This window comes from Xanthobacter sp. SG618 (assembly GCF_012932745.1).
Classification (GTDB): Bacteria; Pseudomonadota; Alphaproteobacteria; order Rhizobiales; family Xanthobacteraceae; genus Xanthobacter; species Xanthobacter flavus.
Window position 1 is genome coordinate 308,382 of the sequence record NZ_JABBHL010000005.1, and the last position, 19,104, is coordinate 327,485.

Annotated in this window: 20 protein-coding genes; 10 read left to right on the top strand and 10 right to left on the bottom strand. The window is 66.7% G+C overall.

Going from position 1 to position 19,104, the window contains the following annotated elements:
- Positions 1–8: 8 nt before the first annotated feature.
- Entirely contained in the window at positions 9–2,021 is a 2,013-nt protein-coding gene (locus FHT36_RS15905; protein ID WP_169123459.1) for a thioredoxin domain-containing protein, read from the top strand.
- Positions 2,022–2,222: 201 nt separating this feature from the next.
- Here the strand turns inward: FHT36_RS15905 and dnaQ are convergent, their stop codons facing one another.
- From dnaQ to FHT36_RS15930, 5 genes are all read right to left on the bottom strand, one after another.
- The gene (gene dnaQ, locus FHT36_RS15910) at positions 2,223–2,945 is read right to left on the bottom strand and encodes a DNA polymerase III subunit epsilon (RefSeq protein WP_169123460.1); all 723 of its coding nucleotides are present in this window, start codon (positions 2,943–2,945) and stop codon (positions 2,223–2,225) included.
- Between the two features lie 9 nt (positions 2,946–2,954).
- Positions 2,955–3,557 carry a dephospho-CoA kinase gene (coaE, locus tag FHT36_RS15915; protein WP_169123461.1) on the bottom strand — a complete coding sequence of 201 codons (603 nt, stop codon included), beginning with the start codon at positions 3,555–3,557 and terminating at the stop codon, positions 2,955–2,957.
- Positions 3,558–3,560: 3 nt separating this feature from the next.
- Complete coding sequence (locus tag FHT36_RS15920; protein ID WP_169123462.1) at positions 3,561–4,409, bottom strand: shikimate dehydrogenase; 849 nt, start codon at positions 4,407–4,409, stop codon at positions 3,561–3,563.
- Positions 4,406–5,005: a Maf family protein gene (locus FHT36_RS15925; RefSeq protein WP_169123463.1), complete on the bottom strand. Its 600-nt coding sequence runs from the start codon at positions 5,003–5,005 to the stop codon at positions 4,406–4,408. The genes FHT36_RS15920 and FHT36_RS15925 overlap by 4 nt, the downstream gene beginning before the upstream one ends.
- A 123-nt stretch (positions 5,006–5,128) precedes the next feature.
- A complete protein-coding gene (locus tag FHT36_RS15930; protein ID WP_169123464.1) occupies positions 5,129–5,983 on the bottom strand; it encodes a pyruvate, water dikinase regulatory protein in 855 nt (284 codons plus the stop codon).
- A gap of 336 nt (positions 5,984–6,319) precedes the next feature.
- On the opposite strand from FHT36_RS15930, the gene hemE reads away from it, so the two are divergent.
- The 9 genes from hemE to FHT36_RS15975 all read left to right on the top strand — a co-directional run bounded on the left by hemE (position 6,320) and on the right by FHT36_RS15975 (position 13,803).
- Entirely contained in the window at positions 6,320–7,366 is a 1,047-nt protein-coding gene (hemE, locus tag FHT36_RS15935) for a uroporphyrinogen decarboxylase (RefSeq protein ID WP_169123465.1), read from the top strand.
- A 26-nt stretch (positions 7,367–7,392) separates the two neighbouring features.
- A complete protein-coding gene (gene hemJ, locus FHT36_RS15940; protein WP_169123466.1) occupies positions 7,393–7,818 on the top strand; it encodes a protoporphyrinogen oxidase HemJ in 426 nt (141 codons plus the stop codon).
- 292 nt (positions 7,819–8,110) lie between these two features.
- Entirely contained in the window at positions 8,111–9,382 is a 1,272-nt protein-coding gene (rho, locus tag FHT36_RS15945; RefSeq protein WP_024281427.1) for a transcription termination factor Rho, read from the top strand.
- A 253-nt stretch (positions 9,383–9,635) separates the two neighbouring features.
- Positions 9,636–10,196 carry a NifU family protein gene (locus FHT36_RS15950; protein ID WP_169123467.1) on the top strand — a complete coding sequence of 187 codons (561 nt, stop codon included), beginning with the start codon at positions 9,636–9,638 and terminating at the stop codon, positions 10,194–10,196.
- A 128-nt stretch (positions 10,197–10,324) separates the two neighbouring features.
- Positions 10,325–11,008 carry a tRNA (adenosine(37)-N6)-threonylcarbamoyltransferase complex dimerization subunit type 1 TsaB gene (tsaB, locus tag FHT36_RS15955; protein WP_169123556.1) on the top strand — a complete coding sequence of 228 codons (684 nt, stop codon included), beginning with the start codon at positions 10,325–10,327 and terminating at the stop codon, positions 11,006–11,008.
- Positions 11,005–11,481 carry a GNAT family N-acetyltransferase gene (locus tag FHT36_RS15960; protein WP_169123468.1) on the top strand — a complete coding sequence of 159 codons (477 nt, stop codon included), beginning with the start codon at positions 11,005–11,007 and terminating at the stop codon, positions 11,479–11,481. Before tsaB ends, FHT36_RS15960 begins: the two co-directional genes overlap by 4 nt.
- A gap of 140 nt (positions 11,482–11,621) precedes the next feature.
- Positions 11,622–12,005 (top strand): transcriptional repressor, encoded by a 384-nt coding sequence (locus tag FHT36_RS15965; RefSeq protein WP_229646849.1) that lies wholly within the window; start codon positions 11,622–11,624, stop codon positions 12,003–12,005.
- 80 nt (positions 12,006–12,085) lie between these two features.
- Positions 12,086–12,940, top strand: coding sequence for a 1-acyl-sn-glycerol-3-phosphate acyltransferase (locus tag FHT36_RS15970; RefSeq protein ID WP_246702260.1), 855 nt, complete (start codon positions 12,086–12,088; stop codon positions 12,938–12,940).
- Positions 12,937–13,803, top strand: a complete 867-nt coding sequence (locus FHT36_RS15975) for an NAD-dependent epimerase/dehydratase family protein (protein ID WP_169123470.1) — start codon at positions 12,937–12,939, stop codon at positions 13,801–13,803. Before FHT36_RS15970 ends, FHT36_RS15975 begins: the two co-directional genes overlap by 4 nt.
- 9 nt (positions 13,804–13,812) lie before the next feature.
- Here the strand turns inward: FHT36_RS15975 and FHT36_RS15980 are convergent, their stop codons facing one another.
- From FHT36_RS15980 to FHT36_RS16000, 5 genes are all read right to left on the bottom strand, one after another.
- On the bottom strand, positions 13,813–14,550 hold the full coding sequence (locus FHT36_RS15980) for a tRNA (guanosine(46)-N(7))-methyltransferase TrmB (RefSeq protein ID WP_169123471.1): 738 nt from the start codon (positions 14,548–14,550) through the stop codon (positions 13,813–13,815).
- Between the two features lie 100 nt (positions 14,551–14,650).
- On the bottom strand, positions 14,651–15,844 hold the full coding sequence (gene metK / locus FHT36_RS15985) for a methionine adenosyltransferase (protein WP_169123472.1): 1,194 nt from the start codon (positions 15,842–15,844) through the stop codon (positions 14,651–14,653).
- Between the two features lie 107 nt (positions 15,845–15,951).
- Entirely contained in the window at positions 15,952–16,359 is a 408-nt protein-coding gene (locus FHT36_RS15990; RefSeq protein ID WP_169123473.1) for a helix-turn-helix domain-containing protein, read from the bottom strand.
- 99 nt (positions 16,360–16,458) lie between these two features.
- On the bottom strand, positions 16,459–18,033 hold the full coding sequence (lnt, locus tag FHT36_RS15995) for an apolipoprotein N-acyltransferase (RefSeq protein ID WP_169123474.1): 1,575 nt from the start codon (positions 18,031–18,033) through the stop codon (positions 16,459–16,461).
- Between the two features lie 83 nt (positions 18,034–18,116).
- Positions 18,117–19,085, bottom strand: a complete 969-nt coding sequence (locus tag FHT36_RS16000) for a hemolysin family protein (RefSeq protein WP_169123475.1) — start codon at positions 19,083–19,085, stop codon at positions 18,117–18,119.
- Positions 19,086–19,104 lie beyond the last annotated feature (19 nt).

A 19,104-nucleotide genomic window follows, 5' to 3' on the forward strand; every position in this document is an offset into this window, starting at 1 on the left:
TTTCCGACATGAGCCTCAATCGCCTGTCCCGCGAGACGAGCCCCTATCTGCTCCAGCACAAGGACAATCCGGTGCATTGGTGGCCCTGGGGGGAAGAAGCGTTCGTGGAGGCGAAAACGACCGGCAAGCCCATCCTCCTCTCGATCGGCTATGCGGCCTGCCACTGGTGCCACGTGATGGCGCACGAGAGCTTCGAGGATCCCGAGATCGCGGCGCTGATGAACGCCCTGTTCGTGAACATCAAGGTGGACCGGGAGGAGCGGCCGGACGTGGACCAGATCTACATGTCCGCGCTCCAGCAACTCGGGCAGAGCGGCGGGTGGCCGCTCACCATGTTCCTCGATCCGGAAGGCCGGCCATTCTGGGGCGGCACCTATTTTCCACCCAAGGCGAGCTATGGCCGGCCCGGCTTCACCGAAGTGCTGCAGCAGGTCTCCTCCGTGTTCTCCGAGAGCCCGGAGAAGGTGGAGAAGAACACGCAGGCGATCCTCGCCCGGCTCAAGAAGGCGGCCCAGCCGACGGAGGGCGTCGCCATCAGCATCGACGATCTCGACGATGCCGCCCGGCGCCTCGTGCCGTTGATCGATCCGGTGCATGGCGGCCTGAAGGGGGCACCGAAATTCCCGCAATCGGGCCTGCTCGAACTCCTCTGGCGCGCCGGCACCCGCAATCGCGACGATGCCATGACGGCGCTCGTCGCGCTCACCCTCAACCGCATGTGCGAGGGCGGCATCTACGATCATCTCGGCGGCGGCTTCGCCCGCTACTCGGTGGACGAGATCTGGTTCGTCCCGCACTTCGAGAAGATGCTCTACGACAACGCCTTGCTGCTGGAGCTGCTGGCACTGGCCTATGCCGACACCGGCGACGCGCTCTTCCTGCAACGGGCCCGCGAGACCGTGGGATGGCTGAAGCGGGAGATGCTGGCCCGCTCCGGCGCCTTCACGGCGAGCCTCGATGCCGATTCGGAAGGCCATGAGGGGCGCTTCTACGTCTGGTCTCTGGCGGAGATCGAAGAGGTGCTGGAGGCCGAGGATGCAGCGTTCTTCGCACGCATCTACGACGTGACGAAGGCCGGCAACTGGGAGGAAGGAAACATCCTCAACCGCACCGATGCCGGGGTGGTTTCGGCCGAGGACGAGGCGCGGCTCGTTCCCCTGCGCGAAAAGCTGCTCACGCGGCGGGCGGGGCGGGTGCGGCCGGGGCGGGACGACAAGGTGCTGGCCGACTGGAATGGCCTGATGATCGCCGCGCTCGCCCGCACCGGCGCCTTCCTGGGCGAAGAGGAATGGGTCGGTCTCGCGCGCACGGCCTTCGGCGCGGTGACTGCGCATATGGTGAAGGACGGCCGGCTCGCCCATTCCTGGTGCGGGGACAAGATGGTGATGCCGGGCCTTGCCTCCGACCTCGCAGCCATGGCCCGCGCGGGCATCGCGCTGGCCGAGGCGACGGGGGACAAGGCGCCCTTCCGGCTGGCGGCCACCTTCCTCGATGCGCTGGAAAAGCACCATCTGGACCCCGCGACGGGGACCTATTTCCTCACCGCGGATGACGGGGACAGCCTCATCGTGCGGCCCTCCGCGACCCATGATGAAGCCGTGCCGAACTACAATGCGGTCGCCGCCGACGCCCTCATCCGGCTCGCCGCCCTCACCGGCGACGACAGCCTGCGTACGCGCGCCGACCGCATCCTCGCCGGCCTGTCGGGAGCGGCGGCGCGCAACGTGCTCGCCCATGGCGCCACGCTGAACGCCATCGCCACGCGCCTCGGCCTCGCCGAGATCGTCACCACCGGTGTGAAAGGGGAAGCGTTGGCCCAGGCTGGGCTCAAGGTCCCGTTCCCCCTCCGGGTCGTGGTGCGCGCCGAAGGGGTGGCGGCGCCTGTCGGGAGCGTCACCGCAGCCCGGATCGCGTCCGCGCCGGAGGGGGGAGCGGCCTTCGTGTGCGTCGGCGAGCGCTGTTCACTGCCCGTGACCGAGCTCGAAGGGATCAAGGCGGCAGTAACGGCGATTTTGGCCTGAAATCGGCTTTATGACCCGGCGGCGGGAAATGACCCCCTCTGAAATCGCTTCAGAGAGTCGCCAGAGGCCGACAGAAAACGGATGACCGATGAACCGGGGGAGCGGGCGTTTCGCCGCCAGCGGCCTTCCCAATCGATCAACTTTTGATTGAATTTCGATTGTAATGCGAATCTGAGGATGCAGGAGGATGCGAGCGGGCAGTCAGCTCGCCGTCTTCTCCTCCGCGGGCGCTTCGGCATATTTCAGCCAGATCGCCTTCTCACCGAGAGCCGCGACGAAGGCGGCATGGGCCTCTGATTCGGCGGAGCTGATTCGCGGGGGCAGGGGAACGGGACGCGGATGCGCCGCGCGCGCCTCGACCACGAGGCGGGGCGCCTCCGTGGTCTCCTCCACGAGACCGATGAGGCTCGCCTGCCGCCCTCCGAGCAGCTCGCTATAAACCTCGGCCAGAAGTTCGGCGTCGAGCAACGCGCCATGCTTCACCCGGCGCGACGAATCGATGCCGTAGCGGTTCATCAGGTCGTCGAGACGGTTGCCGCCGCCGGGATGTTTGCGGCGCGCGAGCGCCAGCGTGTCCACCACCCGGTCGCGCGCGATGGTCGGGCGGCCGAGGCGCTCCAGCTCGGCATTCAGGAAGCCGATGTCGAACGCCGCATTGTGGATGACCAAAGTATCTTCCTGGATGAATTCCAGGAATTCGTCAGCAACTTGAGAAAAGATCGGCTTGTCGGATAGAAATTCCGCCGACAGGCCATGCACGTTGAACGCCTCCTGCGGCATGTCCCGCTGGGGGTTGATATAGACGTGGAAGACGTTGCCGGTGAGGATGCGGTTGACCATCTCGACGCAGCCGATTTCCACCAGCCGGTCGCCACCATAGGCCTCGAGGCCCGTAGTCTCGGTGTCGAGCACGATCTCGCGCATAGTATCCCCTCAACCCTTCCGGCCGCGGCCCGGCCCGGCCAGCGCGCGCACAATCCCTGCGACCTGATGTTCGGCGGCGGCAAAGCCGCGCCCGGTATCGATGACGAAGTGCGCGCGGCGGCGCTTCTCGGCGTCCGGCATCTGCTTGGCGAGAATGGTCTCGAATTTCTCTTCCGTCATGCCCTCGCGGCCGAGCACGCGTTCGCGCTGCACAGCTTTCGACGCGCTGACCACAGCCACCGCATGGACGCGCCTGTCGCCGCCCGTCTCGAACAGAAGCGGAATGTCCAGAACCGCCAGGCGTGCTCCGCTCTCCCGAGCCTTCGCGAGGAAGTCCGCTTCAGCCTCACGGACGAGGGGATGAACGATGGCTTCCAGCCGCTTCATGGCCGACGCATCGCCGAGCACGCGGGCGCCCAGCGCCGCACGATCAATGACGCCGTCACGGGTCACGCCCGGAAAGGCCGCCTCCACCGGCGCCACCGCCGCGCCCCGATAGAGGGCGTGGACCGACGCATCGGCATCATGCACCGGCACGCCCAGCGCCCGGAACATCCGCGCGGTGGCTGACTTGCCCATGCCGATGGATCCGGTGAGGCCGAGCACCCACATCTCTCAGGCCTCCAGCTGCCCCTTGGCGCGAAGGTCTTCCACCAGAACCGCCCGCAGCTCCGGCGTCACTTCGGGCGTCACGCCGAACCAGCGGCGGAAGCCGGGCACGCCCTGGTGCAGCAGCATGCCCAGCCCATCCACGGTGCGGAAGCCCGCCGCGGAGGACGCCTTCAGAAGCGGCGTCATCAGCGGCACGTAAACGATGTCGCTCACCACCGCCTCCTGACGCAGCCGCGTGAGATCGAGCGTCAGCGGGTCCGATCCCTTCATGCCCAGCGAGGTGCAGTTCACGAGGATGTCCGCCTCACCCATCACCTCGGCGATGCGGTCGAAGGCAAGCGGGCGCACGCGCGGCCCGAAGAGGGACGCCACCGTCTCGGCGCGCTCCAGCGTGCGATTGGCCAGCACCACCCGGTCGAAGCCTCGCCCCACCAGCGCATGAACCACGGCGCGCGAGGCACCGCCGGCGCCAACCACCAGAGCGCAGTTTCGCGCGCCGTCCCAGCCGGGAGCGGAGGCATCAAGATTGGCGACGAAGCCATAGCCGTCGGTGCTCGCCCCATGGAGCTTGCCGCCGTCCAGCCAGAGGGTGTTGGCCGCGCCCAAGGCGGCGGCGCTTTCGTCCGCCTCGTCGAGAACGGAGAAGGCGATCTCCTTGTTGGGCAGCGTGACATTGCAGCCGGCATAGCCGCGCGCGGCAAGGCTCCGGTAGAAATCCGCCGCCATCTCGGGCGGCACCTCCTCGCGCTCATAGGCACCGTCGATGCCATAGGCCTTCAGCCAATAGCCGTGCAGCAGCGGCGAGCGGGAATAGGTGACGGGCTGGCCGGTGACGCAGGCCCGAACCGTCATGGCAGCAGCCCCTGTTCGCGGAAGAAGGGCAGAAGCTGCAGCAGCGGCAGGCCGAGAATGGTGAAGTGGTCTCCATCCACGCGGGTGAAGAGATGCACCCCCACCGATTCCAGCTGATAGGCGCCGACCGAGGTCAGTACACGGGGACCGGCGGCGGCGAGATAGGACGCCAGCGTCTCCTCGGTGAGCGGGCGCATGGTGAGGAAGGCGCTCACCACCGTGTCGAACAGCACCACGCCATCGCTCGCCACCGCAACGGCGGAATGGAGCGCGTGCGTCTGCCCAGCAAGCTCGAACAGCTGGTTGCGGGCAGCCTCCACCGAGGCGGGCTTGTGGTAGATCTTCGGCCCCAGCGCCAAGGTCTGGTCGGCGCCCAGCACCAGGCGTCCCGGGGCGGCCTTCGATCCCGACAGCGCCTTGGCTCGCGCGAGCATGAGGGCAATGCCGGCCGGGTCCGTGTCACCGGCCGCCTCCTGAAGGGCGCGCTCGTCCACATCAGCGGCCACGGTTTCCACGGGCACGCCCGCATGCACGAGAAGGGTCAATCGGGTCGCGCTCTTGGACGCGAGCACGAGCGGCTGTTCGCCACGCCACACGATCGTCTCTCCTCTGTTGCGCTGCCGTCAGAAAATGACGCACTGCGCTGATCTCATGCCTTTGCCCGCGATGCAAACCGAAGCGCAGCCCAATCGGGCGCCACGCCTCAGGTTTCGGCGGTCTCAGGTTTCAGCGATGGAGCGGCGGCGGTGGTCGCTGTAGAGGCTGAGGATGTTGGCCGCCGTCTCCTCGATGGAGCGGCGCGTGACATCGATGAGCGGCCATCCGTTGCGCGCGCACAGCCGGCGGGAGAAGGCCAGCTCCTCGGAAACCGCCTCGCGATCCGTATAGGTGGATGATCCCGTCTCCACCGCATTGAGCCCCAGCAGCCGGTTCTGGCGGATCTCGACGATGCGCTCCGGGCTGGCGACAAGGCCCACCACCAGCGGCTTCTTCAGTTTCTCGATGTTCGGCGGCAGAGGGACGTTGGGCACGAGGGGAATGTTCGCCGCCTTGATCCCGCGATTGGCGAGATAGATGGAGGTCGGCGTCTTGGACGTGCGCGACACGCCGAGCAGCACCACGTCGGCATGCTCGAGGTCTTCGGTGAGATGCCCGTCATCATGCATGACAGTGAAGTTGAGGGCGTCGATGCGCTTGAAATAGCTCGCATCCAGCGCGTGCTGGCCACCCACGCGCGGCGTCGGCTCGCCGCCGAGATAGGACTGGAACAGGCGCACCACCGGCGCCATCACGGAGAGATGCGGCAGGCCCAGCTCTTCGCAGCGCGAGCGCAGGCGGCCGCGGATGTCCTTGTCCACCAGGGTGAACAGGACGATGCCGGGATTGGCCTCCACCTCGATCAGCACCCGTTCCAGCTGCTTCATGGAACGAACCAGCGGATAGACGTGTTCGATGGGCAGCACGTTCGCATATTGCGCACTGGCCGCCCGGCCAACGTTGATCAGGGTTTCGCCCGTGGCGTCCGACACGAGGTGGAGGTGGAAATAGGCCTCGCTCGGCTTCGACTGAGTCACTTGTCCACCGCTCCTGTGGAAGGCTGTTGAGGAAGGCACGCGCTTTGGCCCCTTGCAAGGGCGGCCTCTGGATAAGTCCAAAATCCATCCACACGATCACCCTGCGGGAGAGATTCCAGTCCCGCCCTGTGCGTCGATGTGGACGGGGTTCCGCAGGGGGTGCGTTAATCCTTTGTTTACCGGCCTTTCGCCGGCTTCGCATTCGCGGCAAGTCGCATGTCGGCTATGGGTTCGGCTGTGGATCGGTTGTCGACGAGCCGGCAACTGGTTAATCAACCGTTAAGACAACAAAGACTCTCTCATTTAAAAATATCTCTCTTTGATTGAAGGGACGGGATGGACCGCTCTCCAGCCACGCGATCGCGCTTCCTCTCGGTTCTCGACGGCACGGTCCAGGACCCCCCTCCGCTCTGGATGATGCGTCAGGCCGGACGCTATCTGCCGGAGTATCGCGCCGTACGGGCGCAGGCCGGCGACTTCCTGACCCTGTGCTACACGCCAAGCCTTGCCGCCGAGGTGACGCTCCAGCCCATCCGCCGCTACGGTTTTGACGCGGCCATCATCTTCTCGGACATCCTCGTCATTCCCAACGCGCTCGGCACGGGCTTGAGGTTCGAGGCCGGCGAAGGTCCGCGCCTGACCCCGGTGGCGGATCGCGCGGCGCTGTCCGCCCTCTCGGATACGCTTGATTCCGCCAAGGTCGGTCCGGTCTACGAGGCGATCGCCGACGTGCGGGCAAAGCTCTCTGCCGAAACGGCGCTGATCGGCTTCTGCGGCGCGCCGTGGACGGTGGCGACCTACATGGTGGCGGGGCAGGGCACGGACGATCAGGCGCCGGCGCGCCTCCTCGCCTTGCGCGAGCCGGAGCTGTTCCAGGAGCTGATCGACCGGCTGGTGGAAGCCTCCATCACCCATCTGTCGGGGCAGGTGGAAGCGGGCGCCGACGCGGTGCAGATCTTCGACACCTGGGCCGGGGTGCTGGACCCCGCCTCGTTCGAGCGTTGGTGCGCCGAACCCCTGCGCCGCATCGTCGCGGGGCTCAAGGCGAAGCATCCCTATGTCCGGATCATCGCCTTTCCGAAGGGTGCGACCCTCGAGGCGCTGGAAGCGATATCCGATGCCGGCATCGACGCCATCGGCCTGGACTGGTCCGCCGATCGCCGCGCCGCGCGGCAGCGGCTCTCCGACACCGTGGCGCTCCAGGGCAATCTCGACCCGCTGCGGCTGATCGCCGGTGGTTCGGCGTTGGAGGAGGAAGTGGAGCGCATCCGCGCCGATTTCGACGGGGTGCGCCACATCTTCAACCTCGGCCACGGCATCCGGCCGGAAACGCCGCTGGAGCATGTGGAAAAGTTCGTCGAGGCCGTCCGCCGCGCCCGCTGAACGGGACAGATGAGGCTTTTGTTTCAATGCTCTATGAGTGGATCAAGGCGCTGCATGTCATCGCCGTCATCGCGTGGATGGCGGGAATGCTCTACCTGCCGCGCCTGATGGTCTACCACTGCGCGGCCGAGGTGGGTTCGGTGCAGTCGGAGACCTTCAAGGTCATGGAACGGCGGCTGCTCAAGGCCATCATCAACCCGGCGATGATCGTCACCTGGCTCGCCGGCCTGTGGCTGGTCTATGAGGGCGGCTGGTACAAGGCCGGCTGGTTTCACGCCAAGTTCGCGCTGGTTCTGGCCATGTCCGCTATGCACGGATTTCTCGTGCGCTGGGTGCGCGAATTCGCCGAGGACCGCAACAAACGGCCGGCACGCTTCTACCGCATCGCCAACGAGGTCCCGACGCTGCTGATGATCGGCATCGTCATTCTGGTGGTGGTCAAACCGTTTTGATCCGACCCACGCCTTTAGGGGGACTTGCGCACCCCTGAAGGCACGCCTATCTTGCCGGTGCTTTCCCAAACGCAGGCGAACGCGCTTCCTTTCGGTCCGGCATCCGCTCATGGCGTCGTCTTGAAGACGCTGTCCTGGTGGAGCCGTCTTGGTCCGGCCGGCGCGTCAGGCGGCGAGCTGCGTGCCCCCGGCTTCCCCTGAAGACCTGCGATCCCGTCCTTCCCTCCACCAGCCGACCCCGATCCTGACCGATCGGCACCCGGCCCCCCAATACCCATCGAGGCTTTCCCTTATGCGGGAAGTGAAACTTCAAGACCTCAAGTCCAAGACCCCCGTCGAGCTCCTCGCCTTCGCCGAGGAGAATGAGGTGGAAAACGCAAGCACGCTCCGCAAGCAGGAGCTGATGTTCGCGATCCTCAAGCAGCTGGCCGCCACCGAGACGGAGATCATTGGCGAGGGCGTCGTCGAGGTCCTGCAGGATGGATTTGCCTTCCTGCGCTCTCCCGAGGCCAATTATCTGCCCGGTCCGGACGACATCTACGTTTCCCCCTCCCAGATCCGCCGCTTCGGCCTGCGCACCGGCGACACGGTCGAGGGACAGATCCGTTCTCCCAAGGAGGGCGAACGGTATTTCGCGCTGCTCAAGGTCAACACGATCAATTTCGAGGACCCCGAGAAGTCGCGGCACAAAATCAATTTCGACAATCTGACGCCGCTCTATCCCGACGAGCGGCTGAAGCTCGAGCACGATGAGCCGACCGGCAGCAAGAAAGACTTCTCGCCGCGCATCATCGACATCGTGGCGCCCATCGGCAAAGGCCAGCGTGGCCTGATCGTGGCGCCGCCCCGCACCGGCAAGACGGTGCTGTTGCAGAACATCGCCAAGTCCATCACCGCCAACCATCCGGAGTGCTTCCTGATCGTGCTGCTCATCGACGAGCGGCCCGAGGAAGTGACCGACATGCAGCGCTCGGTGAAGGGCGAGGTGGTCTCCTCCACCTTCGACGAGCCGGCCGTGCGCCACGTCCAGGTGGCCGAGATGGTCATCGAGAAGGCCAAGCGCCTGGTCGAACATGGCCGTGACGTAGTGATCCTGCTGGATTCCATCACCCGCCTCGGCCGCGCCTACAACACCGTGGTGCCGTCCTCCGGCAAGGTGCTGACCGGCGGTGTGGACGCCAACGCCCTCCAGCGGCCCAAGCGCTTCTTCGGCGCTGCGCGCAACATCGAGGAAGGCGGCTCCCTCACCATCATCGCGACCGCCCTCATCGAGACCGGCTCGCGCATGGACGAGGTGATCTTCGAGGAGTTCAAGGGCACCGGCAATTCGGAGGTCATCCTCGACCGCAAGGTCTCCGACAAGCGCGTGTTCCCGGCCATCGACATCACCCGGTCCGGCACCCGCAAGGAAGAGCTGCTGGTTCCCGCCGACACGCTCAAGAAGATGTACGTCCTGCGCCGCATCCTGAATCCGATGGGCACGGTCGACGCCATCGAGTTCCTGCTCGACAAGCTGCGTCAGACGAAGACCAACCAGGACTTCTTCGACTCCATGAACACCTGAGCGCTCGTCCGCGAGCGCTCATCCTCCTGACCTGGCCGGGCCATCCCCGGCCGGGTTCTCCCGGGAACGAATGGCCAACAGCGCCCGGCGCGTGATTCGCGCGCCTTTCGTTCCGTTCCCGTTCGGTGAAGCTGGAGCGGGGCGTGTCAATTCGGGACGATCCCGGATAGCTCCCTTCCCGTTTCGCGGCGTCCTCCCTATCTTGAGAGAAACCGGCGGGTTTTCCCCGCGCCGTTTCTTTTGAGGATTGGCCATGTTCATCCAGACGGAAACCACGCCGAACCCGGCGACCCTGAAGTTCCTGCCTGGCCGTTCGGTGCTGGGCGAGGGCACGCTCGACCTGCGCTCGGCCGAGGACGCCGATCTCTCCCCACTTGCCCAGCGCCTGTTCGACGTGCGCGGCGTGTCGGCGGTGATGCTCGGCTCGGACTTCGTGACCGTGACCAAGGCCGACAGCGAGTGGCCCCAGATCAAGCCGGCCATCCTCGGCGCCATCATGGAACACTTCATGTCCGGCGCCCCGGTGCTGTCCGAGGGCGTGAAGCCGGACGTCAGCGACGGCGACGAGTTCTTCGATGCAAAGGACGGCGAGATCGTCGCCACCATCAAGGAGCTGCTGGAGACCCGCGTGCGCCCGGCGGTCGCCAATGACGGTGGCGACATCACCTTCCGCGGCTTCGAGGATGGCGTGGTGTTCCTCAACATGAAGGGCTCCTGCTCGGGCTGCCCCTCCTCGACGGCCACGCTCAAGAACGGCATCGAGAATCTGTTGAAGCATTTCGTGCCGGAAGTGGCGGAAGTCCGGGCCGTCTGACCACGCCGTCCCGGTTTGGCGGTATTCGGGAACGGTGCCATTAACCTTTCCCGAAAGTGAGCGTGCCGGGCCGCTTCCCCCCGCCACGGTTTCGGTTGATCGTGGCGGCGATCGGGGTGCCCGCGTTCATGTATGTCCTCGCCATAGACACGGCGCTTGCCGCCTGCTCCGCCGCGGTGCTCGACACCGAGACGGACAGCATCGTCTCGGGCGATTCGCTGCTCATGGAGCGCGGACATGCGGAGACGCTGATCCCCTTGGTGGAGCAGGTGATGAGCTCCGCGGGGATCGATTTCGAGCACCTCGCCCGCATTGCCGTCACGGTGGGACCCGGCAGCTTCACCGGACTTCGGGTGGGCCTTTCCGCTGCCCGCGGCTTCGGGCTGACCGCCAATCGGCCGGTGGTGGGCGTGACGACGCTGGCCGCCCTCGCGGCGCCCTACCTCGCCCATGACGATGCCGTTCCGGTGGTGTCCGCCATCGATGCCCGCCACGGCCATGTGTTTCTCCAGATGTTCGGCGTCGGCGGGCGCACTCTGATCGCCCCGCGCATCACCAGCGTGCGGGAGGCGGCGCGCTCGGTGGCCATCGGTGCGGTGCGGATCGTCGGTTCGGGGGCGAATCTCGTGGCCGATGCATGGCCGCCGGCGGAAAAGTTGCCCGAACTGATCGACGATACGCCGGCCCCCGACGTCGCCTGGGTCGCCCGGCTCGGTTCGGTCGCCGATCCCGAAGCGGCCGAGCCGCGCCCGCTCTACCTGCGGCCCCCCGATGCCAAGCCGCAGGACAAGGCCCGCATCGCCCGCCGATGAAGCGCCTGTTCGATCGCCTGTTTCCGCCCCGTCCGCCGCTGCTGCGGGCAGCCACGGCGGCGGACATCCCCCATCTTGCGGCCATCCATGCCCGCGCTTTCGCTCGGGGCTGGGGGGCCGACGAGTTCGAGCGGCTGCTCGCCGACCGTGCCGTCCGTGCCCATGTGGCCACGCACGGGCCGCGCAAGCCGCCGGTGGGCTTCGTCCTGTCCCACTGCGTGACTCCCGAATCGGAAATCCTGACCGTCGCCGTCGTCACCGACCGCCGTCGCAAGGGCATCGGCCGGGCGCTGGTGGCTTTCCACCTGGCCCGCCTCGCGGCTGAAGGCGTCTCAACCTCTTTCCTGGAGGTGGAGGAAGGCAATGCGGCCGCCCGCACGCTTTATGCGCGCCTTGGCTATGGCGAGGTGGGTCGTCGCCGTGGCTATTATGCGGGCGGCGCCGACGCGCTGCTGCTGCGCCGCGACTTTTGAGCTTCGGCAAGCCTTTGTCCGCCCCCTTGCGGCGCGGAAGCGGCGGCGCGATAAGGCAGGGGAATGTCCCTGGGTCGTCGCGGAGGTCCCGCTTGAGCGGAAAGATCAGCCTCATTGAGGAAGCCTGCCTCGCCAAGGGCATGCGGATGACCGAGCAGCGCAGGGTCATCGCCCGCGTGCTGTCCGGCGCGCAGGATCATCCCGACGTGGAAGAGCTGCACCGCCGGGCCGTGGCCATCGACGACAACATCTCCATCTCCACGGTCTATCGCACCGTGAAGATGCTGGAGGATGCCGGCATCATCGAGCGCCACGATTTCGGCGACGGCCGGGCCCGCTATGAGCAGATGCCCGACGAGCACCACGACCACCTGATCGATCTCAGGTCCGGTCAGGTCATCGAATTCCGCTCCGAGGAGATCGAGGCGCTGCAGGAGCAGATCGCCCGCCAGCTCGGCTTCAAGCTCCGTGGCCACCGCCTCGAGCTCTATGCTGTGCCGCTCGACGAGGACGAGAAGCAGTGACGCCTCCCGGCGGGCGACCGTCGGCGCCTGCTTCCAGCGACGGTCAGTTGTTGCCGCCCCTCGGGCCGGAGCAGCCGGCTTTGTCGCGCTTGATGGACCGCCTGCGGCTCGCCGGCGTGCTCAGCATGGTCGGCGCGGTGACGCTGGTCGGCATTCCCCTTCAGTGGGTCTCGCTGAAGCTCGGACTTGATGCCCGTCGCCATATCCCCCGGCTCTATCACCGCATCCTGCTGCGGCTCATCGGTGTGCGGGTCCATGTGCGCGGCACACCGGCTGCGGATCGCCCCCTGCTGATCCTCGCCAATCACGCCTCCTGGCTCGACATCCCGGTGGTCGGCTCGCTCACGCCTTTGTTCTTCGTGGCGAAGAGCGAGGTGTCCGGCTGGCCGCTCATCGGCCTCCTCGCCAAATTCCAGCGCACCGTCTTCGTCGATCGCCAGCGCCGCCATGCCACCGGTGCGGTGAACCGGGAGATTGCCGATCGCCTCGCTGACGGCGACCCCGTGGTGCTGTTCGCCGAGGGCACGTCGAGCGACGGCAACCGCGTGCTGCCATTCCGCACTGCTTTGGTGGGCGCCGCGCGCGAGGCTTTCGCCGCCGGGGCGGAGGTGGTGGTCCAGCCCCTTGCCGTGTCCTATGTGCGCCTGCAGGGCCTGCCCATGGGCCGCAGCCATCGGCCCGTGGCGGCGTGGTTCGGCGATATGGAGTTGGCGCCGCACCTGATGGACGTGCTGCGCCATGGCGCCATCGATGTGGAAGTCACCTTCGGCGCGCCGGTGCGGCTCGATGCCGCCCACGACCGCAAGAGCGTGACGCGCGAAAGCGAGGCGACGGTACGCCGGCTCTGCGCCCGCGCCCTCGCCGGCCGATCGCAGGATGAGGACCGACCGAACCCCTTGCCGGACGCCGGCACCTCCGGCATCAAACGGTCATGATCTCGCTTGCCGCCATCGGCTTCGGCTATTGCGCCCGGCACCTCTTGGCCGAGGACCGCGCCGCATTTGGCCGCGTCATCGGTACGTCGCGGGAACCGGCGCGCCTCTCCACCTTTCCGCCCGACGTGGAGGGGTTCGCCTTCGATGGCAGGACGCTCGGGGCCGGTCTCACGGCGGCTCTGGGCGAGGTCCAGATCCTGCTGGCGTCCGCTCCACCGGACGATCGGGGCGATCCCATCCTGTGCTGCGTTGCGGAAACGCTGGCTGGCGGCCGCCTGCGGCAGGTGATCTATCTCACCACCCTCGGTGTCTACGGCAACCACGACGGTGGCTGGGTGGACGAGGCGACCCCGCCACGCGCGGGCAGCGCGCGCCTTGAACGGCGGCTGAAGGCGGAAGCGGACTGGCAAGCCTTCGGCCGCGCGCACGGCGTCCGCGTGGCGGTATTGCGCCTTGCCGGTATCTACGGACCCGGCCGCAACGCGCTGGTTCAGCTGCGCGCGGGCGAGGCCCGGCGCATCGACAAGCCGGGGCAGGTGTTCAACCGCATCCATGTGGATGACATCGTCTGCACCATCCGCGCCGTGATCGCGCACCGTTACGACGGCATCATCAACGTCACCGACGACCTACCCGCCCCGCCCGGCGATCCCATCGCCTACGCCGCGGAATTGCTGGGGATGGAGCCGCCGCCGGCGATTCCCTTCGATGAGGCTGCGCGGGAGATGAGCCCCATGGCGCTCTCCTTCTGGTCCGGCAACAAGCGCGTCGGCAATGCCCGGCTCAAGGAAGAGCTCGGGGTGACGCTGCGCTATCCCACCTATCGCGAGGGGCTGTCCGCGCTCTACGCGGCGGGCGAATGAACGCCGGTTTTAGCGCCGCACGAAGGTGAGGTAGGTCGGCACGCGGCCCTGCGCGATGGCCTTGGCCTCGTATCGCGTCCCCGGCCAGAACGGATAGGGCTTGCGCCAGTCGTCGGCCCGCTGCGCCGTCCAGGTGAAAGCGCCGTGCGCGCGCACATGGGCAAGGGTCCAGCCCACATAATGCGGCACGTCGGAGGCGAAGCGGAACACCCCGCCGGGGCGGATAACGCGAGCCAGCCGGTCGAGATTGTCGGGCCGCACGAAGCGCCGCTTCCAATGCCGCTTCTTGGGCCAGGGATCGGGATAGAAGAGATCCACGCCCTCGAAACTCGCTGTGGGCAGCCGGTCCAGCAGCAGTGCCGCGTCCAGATCGAACACGCGCACATTGGCGAGGCTGCGGGCGTCGAGATCCACCAGCATCCGCGCGAGGCCGTTGAGAAAGGGCTCCGCACCGATGAAGCCCATGTCGGGACGTCGGGCCGCGTGGTCGATCAGGTGCTCGCCGCAGCCGCAGCCGATCTCCAGCCAGTATCCCGCTCTCGGTTCGGGAAACAGGTTCGCCGGGACGGAGGCCGCGTCCAGATCGAGCTTGTAGCGCGGCAGCAGATGCGTGAGGGCGTCTTGCTGCAGCCCCCGCAGCGTTTTGCCGATGCGCCGGCCATAGAAGGCGCCCCGCGCCTCGAACTCCGTGGCGGCGGAGGGGAGGCTCGCGGACTGGCTTTGGTGTTCGCTCGGCTGCTGGCTCATGGGGGTCATGCTGAAAAAGGCACCGGCCGGACTGCAGGGCAATCCGGCCGGTGGGTCAACACAGATGGGTCAAGGTACGAAGGTGGCAGCCCCTGAGGGCTCAGGCCACCGCAGCCTTGAGCGCGCCCACGAGGTCGGTCTTCTCCCAGGAGAAGCCGCCGTCCGCTTCCGGCGCGCGGCCGAAATGGCCGTAGGCTGCAGTGCGGGCATAGATGGGCTTGGTGAGGCCGAGATGCTCGCGGATGCCGCGGGGGCGCAGGTTCATCACCTCGCGCAGCACCTTTTCAAGCTTCGCCTCGTCCACCTTGCCGGTGCCATGCAGGTCCACATAGACCGCCAGCGGATCGGACACGCCGATGGCGTAGGCAAGCTGGATGGTGGCGCGGTCGGCGAGATCGGCGGCGACCACGTTCTTCGCGAGGTAGCGCGCGGCATAGGCGGCCGAACGGTCCACCTTGGTAGGGTCCTTGCCGGAGAAGGCGCCGCCGCCGTGGGGGGCCGCGCCGCCGTAGGTATCCACGATGATCTTGCGGCCGGTGAGGCCGCAGTCACCATCGGGGCCGCCGATGACGAACTTGCCGGTGGGGTTGACGTGCCACACCGTGGCGTCCGTCACCCAGCCGTCCGGCAAGGTCTTCTTGATATAGGGCTCGACGATGGACTTCACGTCATGGGACGAGAGGTTCTCGTCCAGGTGCTGGGTGGACAGCACGATCTGGGTGACGCCCACCGGCTTGCCGTTCTCGTACTGAACGGTGACCTGGCTCTTGGCGTCAGGGCCGAGCGCGTGGGTCTCGCCGGAATGGCGGGCTTCCGCCAGCACTTTGAGGATCTTGTGGGCGTAATAGATGGGAGCGGGCATCAGCTCCGGGGTCTCGCGCACGGCATAGCCGAACATGATGCCCTGGTCGCCGGCGCCCTCATCCTTGTTGCCGGCGATGTCCACGCCCTGGGCGATGTCCGCCGACTGCGCGTGCAGCAGCACGTCGATGTCGGCGTTTTCCCAGTGGAAGCCGGCCTGCTCGTAGCCGATGTCCCGGATGGCGAGACGCGCGGCGTGGGAGAGGAGGTCCTTGGTGATGGACGACGGACCACGGGTCTCGCCGGCGATCACCACCTTGTTGGTCGTGGCGAGCGTCTCGCACGCGACGCGAACCTGGCTCGGGTCCCAGCCTTCGGCCTCCGCGGTGCGGAAGAAGGTGTCGACCACCTCGTCGGAAATCCGGTCACAGACCTTGTCCGGATGACCTTCGGAAACAGATTCGCTCGTGAAAAGATACGATTGACGCGCCATATGACGGCCCCTGTTACGCCCGCGCCACGGTGCGGCCGCCCTTTCTGGCAACGCAGCGGCGGGCGGTCAAGGTCGTCAGTGCGAAAACGTTCGCCAAAACGAACGCTTCACGCCTCGGTCTCACCGGCGATGGCGATCACCAGATCGACGATGCGTCGGCGCACGCGGGCGTCGGTAATGCGCATGAAGTTCCGGGTGAGCGTCAGTCCGTCAGAGGTGGCGAGGAAGTCGGAGACGTAGGCCGGGGACTGTTCCTCGGAAAAGCCTTCGCCTTCGGGGCCAACGGTGGGAGCGCCTTCGAAGAAGAAGGCGACGGGAACACCCAGCACCGTCGAGATCTGCTGGAGCCGGCTCGCGCCGATGCGATTCGTGCCCTTCTCGTACTTCTGGATCTGCTGGAAGGTGATACCGAGATGCTCGCCCAGCTTCTCCTGGCTCATTCCCACCATCATCCGCCGCATGCGGACACGTGAGCCAACGTGCTTATCAATAGGGTTCGGCGCCTTCTTGACCATGGTCTCTCCGGCTATGTCGGAAAAGATTACTCGATACTTCGCATCGCGAAGGCTGCCCTGATTGCCGGCGAACATAGGCATACAATCGGAATGCGTCGATCAACCTTTGCGTGTAATGCAACCGCAAAGCGGTACGGAAGCAAGGGCAAGGGCCGTCGCCAGAAGCGCGAAGATGACGGTACCGCCAAGCTTGGCTGCAACGGAAACCGTTTGCAGCGGCTTTGGAAGGGGGCCGTCCACCAGACCCTCGAGTCCGAGGCCGTGTGATGCGACAATACGTCCCAAGGGATCAACGATGGCAGAGATCCCCGTGTTCGCGGCGCGCACCAGCGGAAGTCCTTCTTCCACAGCACGCATACGGGCCTGCGCGAAATGCTGGTAGGGACCCGGGGTCAGGCCAAACCACGCGTCATTCGTGAGATTGAGCAACCAGGCGGGCCGTGGACCCTGGGGAACTACCTTTCCGGGAAAGATAATTTCGTAACATACAAGCGGAGAGGCGAGCGGCAGTCCGGGGATCTGGAGCGCGCGGAATGCCGCACCGGAAGAGAAACCACCTCGCACACGCGTAAGTTGTTCTATGCCCAGAGCCTCCAGCTCCGCCTGGAACGGCAGGTACTCGCCGAACGGGACGAGATGCACCTTGTCGGTGTTCTCAAGGACCCGTCCGCGATGATCCATCACCCTGATGGAATTGAAGAAAGGTGATCTCTGGCCGGGTGGGGGGAAGTCGTAGCGCACCGCGCCCGTCACCAGCGTGACGTTGGGCGGCAGAACGGCGGCAATGGCCTCCGCCGCCCAAGGTTCGCGCTCATAGATGAAAGGAAAGGACGATTCCGGCCAGATCAGAACGGTGACGTCGGCGAGCCCGCCAGGATAGGTCTCGCTCTTCTTCGCACTCAGCGCGAGATAGTCTTTGAGGATCTGCTCGCGCCGGTCGTAAGCGAACTTCTTGTCCTGCGAGAGGTTCGGCTGCATCACCCGGAGCGCGACGCCGGGCACCGTCTCGAGCGGTGTCACCGAGAGCCGGTAGCCGCCCCACAGCGCCGTCCCCGCGATGACCACGGCCGCGGCGCCCACGGCCGCGAAACTGCGGCGATTGGGGTTGAGCAGCAGCACCGGCGTGGACAGCAGGAGCACGCAGAAGAAGGTGAGGCCCCACACGCCGATCACAGATGCGGCCTGCATCAGCAGCAGATCGTCGGAGACCGCATAACCGTAGGTGTTCCAGGGAAAGCCGGTGAGCACATGGCCGCGCAGCCACTCCGCCAGCGTCAGGCCGAAGGTGAACGCGAACAGCCTGAGGCCCCCCTTGGACCACAGGAGCCGCGCGACCGCCGTTCCGAACGCTGTGAACAGGGCCAGCCCGGCGGGCATGGCGACCACCGCGACGGGCAGCAGCCAGCCGAACACGTCCGCCTCCACCAGGAAGGCGGCGCCGATCCACCAGAGGGACGCGAGGAAATAGCCGAAGCCGAACCACCAGCCGACTCCCGCGGCCCCAAGGAGACGGGTCTTGAGATCGCCCCGGCAGCCGTCGAGCAGCAGTACGAGGACCGGGAAACTCAGCGCCAGCACCGGCCAGAGATCGAACGGCGGCATGGCGAGGGCGCCGACCGCCCCCGCCGTCCAGGCGACGAAGCGCCGGCGCCAGCCGGTGAGGAAGCGCAGCATCAGGATGCGCCCGCGCCACGACAGGTCTGACACGGGTGCGCCGCGCCGGGGGGCGACCTTGGAGGGGAAAGCCACGCGAAAGATCAGGCGTCTGGGAGGGTGTGCCCGGCGGCGGTGCCGTCGAGATCCCGGGGCGGGATGATGCGCAGCTTCTTCAGCCGGCGCGGATCGGCTTCCACCACGTCCACGTCGAAGCCGCCCGGCAGGGAAATCACCTCGCCGGATTTCGGCACCCGCGAGGCGATGCGCACCACGAGGCCGCCGACGCTGTCGACTTCCTCCATCGCTTCTTCCGAAGCGAATCCGGTGCCGAGCACCTCGACCGCCGCCTCCAGCGGCGTGCGGGCATCGGCGAGATAGCTGCCGTCGGGCTGGCGGGTGAGCAGCGTCTCGGCCGCCTCGTCGTGCTCGTCCTCGATCTCGCCGACGATTTCCTCCACCACATCCTCGATGGAGACGAGGCCGTCCGTGCCGCCGTATTCGTCGATGACGAGGGCGAGATGGGTGCGTGCCGCCTGCATGGAGACGAGCAGGTCCACCGCCGGCATGGACGGCGGCACGTAGAGGATGCGGCGGATGAGGCCGGCGGTCTCCAGCGTGGCGTCGAGATTGACCTTGCCCAGGTCGATCTTGCCGGAAGCGGAGGCGAGGTCGCCCGCGAGGAAGGCGATGAGATCCCGGATGTGGACCATGCCCACGGGGTCATCCAGCGTGTCGTCATAGACGACGAGCCGGGAATGGCCGACGGTGACGAACAGCTTCAGCAGCTCGCCCAGCGGCGCGTCCTTGCGCACGGCGACGATCTCGGCGCGGGGCACCATGATGTCGCCGATGCCCACTTCCCGCAGGTGCAGGATGTTGCGCAGCATCTTGCGCTCGGATGGGGTGAACTCCCCCTCCTCCTCGGGTGTCTCCGCCGCGGCGAGCACCTCCACGAGGTCGGTGCGCAGGGAGCCGTGCGGGCGGAACGTGCCGAGGAGGGCACGCAATCGATCGAGAAAACTTTGGGGCTCCGAAGAGCTGGTCTCGGTCGGTTGGTCAATGTTGGACATGTTCGTTATCAAGCCGCCT